Below are 5,611 nucleotides of genomic sequence, written 5' to 3' on the forward strand. Positions count from 1 at the left end.
AAGAGGTGAGCCCCGCCGCAATAACCACCTTAAGAGGTTATAATTGCTTTGGGCAATTACTGTAATGTTGTTTATACTACTATAAACACCAATCACATAATATCTTAACATACTGAGATAAAGAAAATAAAAAGTATTAGAAAGTTTCTTCCCCGGGTTGCCCCGGGGAAAAGCGTACATAAGCTTACGGGTTATTAGTACTACTCGACTATGACATTACTGCCTTTACATCTATAGCCTATCAACGTAGTCATCTCCTACGACCCTTAAAAGAAATCTCATCTTGTGGTGGGTTTCGCGCTTATATGCTTTCAGCGCTTATCCCTTCCAAACGTAGCTACTCTGCGATGCCACTGGCGTGACAACAGATACACTAGAGGTTTGTCCAATTCGGTCCTCTCGTACTAGAATCAGATCCACTCAAATTTCTTGCGCCCACAGTAGATAGAGACCGAACTGTCTCACGACGTTCTGAACCCAGCTCGCGTGCCACTTTAATGGGCGAACAGCCCAACCCTTGGGACCTTCTCCAGCCCCAGGATGTGACGAGCCGACATCGAGGTGCCAAACCCCCCCGTCGATATGAGCTCTTGGGGGAGATCAGCCTGTTATCCCCGGCGTACCTTTTATCCTTTGAGCGATGGCCCTTCCATGCGGAACCACCGGATCACTATGCTCTACTTTCGTACCTGATCGACCTGTATGTCTCTCAGTCAAGCTCCCTTATGCCATTGCACTCTACGCACGGTTACCAAGCGTACTGAGGGAACCTTTAGAAGCCTCCGTTACTCTTTTGGAGGCGACCACCCCAGTCAAACTACCCACCAAGCAATGTCCCCCGCATAGCGGGGTTAGGCCTCAGACAAACAAAGGGTTGTATTTCAACAATGACTCCACAACGCCTAGCGACGCCACTTCACAGTCTCCAACCTATCCTACACATCATTTGTCCAAGGTCAATACTAAGCTATAGTAAAGGTGCACAGGGTCTTTTCGTCCCACTGCGGGTAAGCGGCATCTTCACCGCTACTACAATTTCACCGAGCTCATGGCTGAGACAGTGTCCAGATCGTTACACCATTCGTGCAGGTCGGAACTTACCCGACAAGGAATTTCGCTACCTTAGGACCGTTATAGTTACGGCCGCCGTTTACTGGGGCTTCATTTCAATGCTTCTCCGAAGATAACATCTCCACTTAACCTTCCAGCACCGGGCAGGTGTCAGGCCCTATACTTCATCTTACGATTTTGCAGAGCCCTGTGTTTTTGATAAACAGTCGCCTGGACCTCTTCACTGCGGCCAGCATTGCTGCTGGCGACCCTTCTCCCGAAGTTACGGGTCTATTTTGCCTAATTCCTTAGCCATGAATCTCTCGAGCACCTTAGGATTCTCTCCTCGACTACCTGTGTCGGTTTGCGGTACGGGTACTTATTACCTGAAGTTTAGAGGTTTTTCTTGGAAGCCCTTAGGCGCACTATCTCTTTGTCCGAAGACTCCGAGTACTATCGTATTTCCCCAAGCCGCGTGGATTTGCCTGCGCAGCTTATAGGTAGGTACTTCAACGAACTATTCCGTCAGTTCGCGGCGCTTTCATCACTCCGTCACCCCATCACAGTAATAACTAGTACGGGAATATTAACCCGTTGTCCATCGACTGTCCCTTTCGGGTTCGCCTTAGGTCCCGACTAACCCACAGCTGATTAGCATAGCTGTGGAAACCTTAGTCTTTCGGTGTGCGGGTTTCTCGCCCGCATTATCGTTACTTATGCCTACATTTTCTTTTCTCACCGGTCCAGCATACCTTACGATACACCTTCTACCCTGTGAGAATGCTCCCCTACCACTTAGAGTAAACTCTAAATCCATAGCTTCGGTAATATACTTATGCCCGATTATTATCCATGCTCGTCCGCTCGACTAGTGAGCTGTTACGCACTCTTTAAATGAATGGCTGCTTCCAAGCCAACATCCTAGCTGTCTGGGCAGACAAACCTCGTTCTTTCAACTTAGTATATATTTGGGGACCTTAGCTGATGGTCTGGGTTCTTTCCCTCTCGGACTTGGACCTTAGCACCCAAGCCCTCACTGTTATGAAACATTATATAGCATTCGGAGTTTGTCAGGAATTGGTAGGCGGTGAAGCCCCCGCATCCAATCAGTAGCTCTACCTCTATATAACTTTACGCATAACGCTGCACCTAAATGCATTTCGGGGAGTACGAGCTATTTCCGAGTTTGATTGGCCTTTCACCCCTACCCACAGGTCATCCGAAGACTTTTCAACGTCAACCGGTTCGGACCTCCACTATGTGTTACCACAGCTTCATCCTGCCCATGGGTAGATCACACGGTTTCGCGTCTAACACTACTGACTAAAGCGCCCTATTCAGACTCGCTTTCGCTACGGATCCGTGGCTTAACCACTTATCCTTGCCAGCAACGTTAACTCGTAGGCTCATTATGCAAAAGGCACGCCGTCACCCCACGAAAGGGCTCCGACCGCTTGTAAGCGTATGGTTTCAGGATCTATTTCACTCCGTTATTCACGGTTCTTTTCACCTTTCCCTCACGGTACTGGTTCACTATCGGTCTCTCAGGAGTATTTAGCCTTAGCGGATGGTCCCGCCAAATTCAGACAGGATTTCTCGTGTCCCGCCCTACTCAGGATACCACTATCTATTATACTCATTACTTATACAGGGCTATCACCTTCTTTGGCTCTACTTTCCAGTAGATTCTAATTCTTTGTACATAAAATGTCGTGGTCCTACAACCCCAATATTGCCGTAACAACATTGGTTTGGGCTAATCCGCGTTCGCTCGCCACTACTTACGGAATCACTTTTGTTTTCTTCTCCTCCGCCTACTTAGATGTTTCAGTTCAGCGGGTTTGCCCACCTATCGGTGTACTATGTCTTCAACATAGTGGGTTGCCCCATTCAGGTATTTACGGATCATATCGTGTGTGCCAATCCCCGTAACTTTTCGCAGCTTATCACGCCTTTCATCGCCTCTGAGAGCCAAGGCATCCCCCATACGCCCTTATTTTGCTTATTGTACCAACACATTATTTAAAATGTGCCGTTTCTTTTACTTGTCTATAAATAAACAAGCAAAAAATGCTTTCTACTTTTTATTATTTTCTTATCTCAATATGTCAATGAACTTTTATGCTGAATTTATTTCAGCATCTTGTGGAGAATAACGGAGTCGAACCGTTGACCTCCTGCGTGCAAGGCAGGCGCTCTAGCCAGCTGAGCTAATCCCCCTTTTTAATTAAAAATTAAAAATTGCGAATTAAAAATTATGAATTTCTTGATTCCTAATCTCTCAACTTCTAAAATTTCTTCTTTTATTTAAGTAAATAGTTGTCTCGGACAGACTCGAACTGTCGACCCCTACATTATCAGTGTAGTACTCTAACCAGCTGAGCTACGAGACACTCTTATTCTTAAATGGTATTATTTGAACTAACAGCAAGAGTAATATAATTTTAATATTTGTTTCCTTCTCGAACTTTCGTCTTCTTTCCCAAAAGTGTTGCTTACACAACTAACATTCGGGCTCTAGAAAGGAGGTGTTCCAGCCGCACCTTCCGGTACGGCTACCTTGTTACGACTTAGCCCTAGTTACCAGTTTTACCCTAGGCAGCTCCTTGCGGTCACCGACTTCAGGCACCCCCAGCTTCCATGGCTTGACGGGCGGTGTGTACAAGGCCCGGGAACGTATTCACCGGATCATGGCTGATATCCGATTACTAGCGATTCCAGCTTCACGGAGTCGAGTTGCAGACTCCGATCCGAACTGTGACCGGTTTTATAGATTCGCTCCTGGTCACCCAGTGGCTGCTCTCTGTACCGGCCATTGTAGCACGTGTGTAGCCCAAGGCGTAAGGGCCGTGATGATTTGACGTCATCCCCACCTTCCTCTCAGTTTGCACTGGCAGTCTCGTTAGAGTTCCCGACATGACTCGCTGGCAACTAACGACAGGGGTTGCGCTCGTTATAGGACTTAACCTGACACCTCACGGCACGAGCTGACGACAACCATGCAGCACCTTGTAAATTGTCTTGCGAAAAGTCTGTTTCCAAACCGGTCAATCTACATTTAAGCCTTGGTAAGGTTCCTCGCGTATCATCGAATTAAACCACATGCTCCACCGCTTGTGCGGGCCCCCGTCAATTCCTTTGAGTTTCATTCTTGCGAACGTACTCCCCAGGTGGGATACTTATCACTTTCGCTTAGCCACTGAGATTGCTCCCAACAGCTAGTATCCATCGTTTACGGCGTGGACTACCAGGGTATCTAATCCTGTTCGCTACCCACGCTTTCGTCCATCAGCGTCAATCAATTAGTAGTAACCTGCCTTCGCAATTGGTATTCCATGTAATCTCTAAGCATTTCACCGCTACACTACATATTCTAGTTACTTCCTAATAATTCAAGTCAGACAGTATCAATGGCCGTTCCACCGTTGAGCGATGGGCTTTCACCACTGACTTATCTGACCGCCTACGGACCCTTTAAACCCAATGATTCCGGATAACGCTTGGATCCTCCGTATTACCGCGGCTGCTGGCACGGAGTTAGCCGATCCTTATTCTTACGATACCGTCAAGCTCCGACACGTCGGAGTGTTTCTTCTCGTATAAAAGCAGTTTACAATCCATAGGACCGTCATCCTGCACGCGGCATGGCTGGATCAGGCTTGCGCCCATTGTCCAATATTCCTCACTGCTGCCTCCCGTAGGAGTCTGGTCCGTGTCTCAGTACCAGTGTGGGGGATCTCCCTCTCAGGACCCCTACCCATCGTTGCCTTGGTAAGCCGTTACCTTACCAACTAGCTAATGGGACGCATGCTCATCTTTCACCGATAAATCTTTAAATACATCTTGATGCCAAGTCGTATTACTATAAGGTATTAATCCAAATTTCTCTGGGCTATTCCTTTGTGAAAGGTAGATTGCATACGCGTTACGCACCCGTGCGCCGGTCTCTAGTTCCGAAGAACTATACCCCTCGACTTGCATGTGTTAAGCCTGCCGCTAGCGTTCATCCTGAGCCAGGATCAAACTCTTCATCGTATATTGTACGCTTGAATAAATTCAAGCTATTGTTATTCGACTAAATTCTAGTGGTTTTTTCAAATCTCTCGATTCTATTACTCTTTATTCTTTTGTCTTAAGATCTCTCTTAAAACGGCTGTCAATTCAATATGTCTAGGAACGTGTTCTTCTTTGTTTTCCCTTCGTTTGATTCACATTGTGTCTCTCTGGAAGCGGGTGCAAAAGTACAACTTCTTTTTTCAACTGGCAAGAAAAATTTGAAGTTTTTTTTAGAAATATTTCTATCTCTTTTCTTCTCTTTATCTCGTCAATCTGTCAAGGAACTTTGCGCGTTTTGCGGGGTGCAAATGTAACTTCCGTTTTCTAATCTCACAAGCTTTTTACAATCTTTTTTTGAAAATAAATTTTCTCCTTGATTCGTTTTTCTTGCCAGTGTTTAAAAGAACGTATGCGTCATTGCGGGTGCAAAAATACACCCTTTATTCGCTTTTACAAGCTTTTTAATCGCTTTTTTTTGACCTTTTCTTAACCTAATCTTTAACTA

General features: G+C 46.1%; 2 tRNA genes and 2 rRNA genes. All 4 read right to left on the minus strand.

The annotated features are described in order from the left end of the window. Positions 1-174: 174 nt before the first annotated feature. The 4 genes from ACNQF9_RS14305 to ACNQF9_RS14320 all read right to left on the minus strand — a co-directional run bounded on the left by ACNQF9_RS14305 (position 175) and on the right by ACNQF9_RS14320 (position 5,085). Positions 175-3,058: ribosomal RNA gene (locus tag ACNQF9_RS14305) — 23S ribosomal RNA — on the minus strand. 138 nt (positions 3,059-3,196) lie between these two features. After that, positions 3,197-3,270, minus strand: a tRNA-Ala gene (locus ACNQF9_RS14310). Between the two features lie 99 nt (positions 3,271-3,369). Beyond that, a tRNA-Ile gene (locus tag ACNQF9_RS14315) sits at positions 3,370-3,443 on the minus strand. Positions 3,444-3,571: 128 nt separating this feature from the next. Continuing rightward, positions 3,572-5,085, minus strand: a 16S ribosomal RNA gene (locus ACNQF9_RS14320). Together the 16S and 23S rRNA genes with 2 tRNA genes alongside form the textbook arrangement of a ribosomal RNA operon. Positions 5,086-5,611 lie beyond the last annotated feature (526 nt).

The organism is Flavobacterium amylolyticum (assembly GCF_048284335.1).
Lineage (GTDB): Bacteria > Bacteroidota > Bacteroidia > Flavobacteriales > Flavobacteriaceae > Flavobacterium.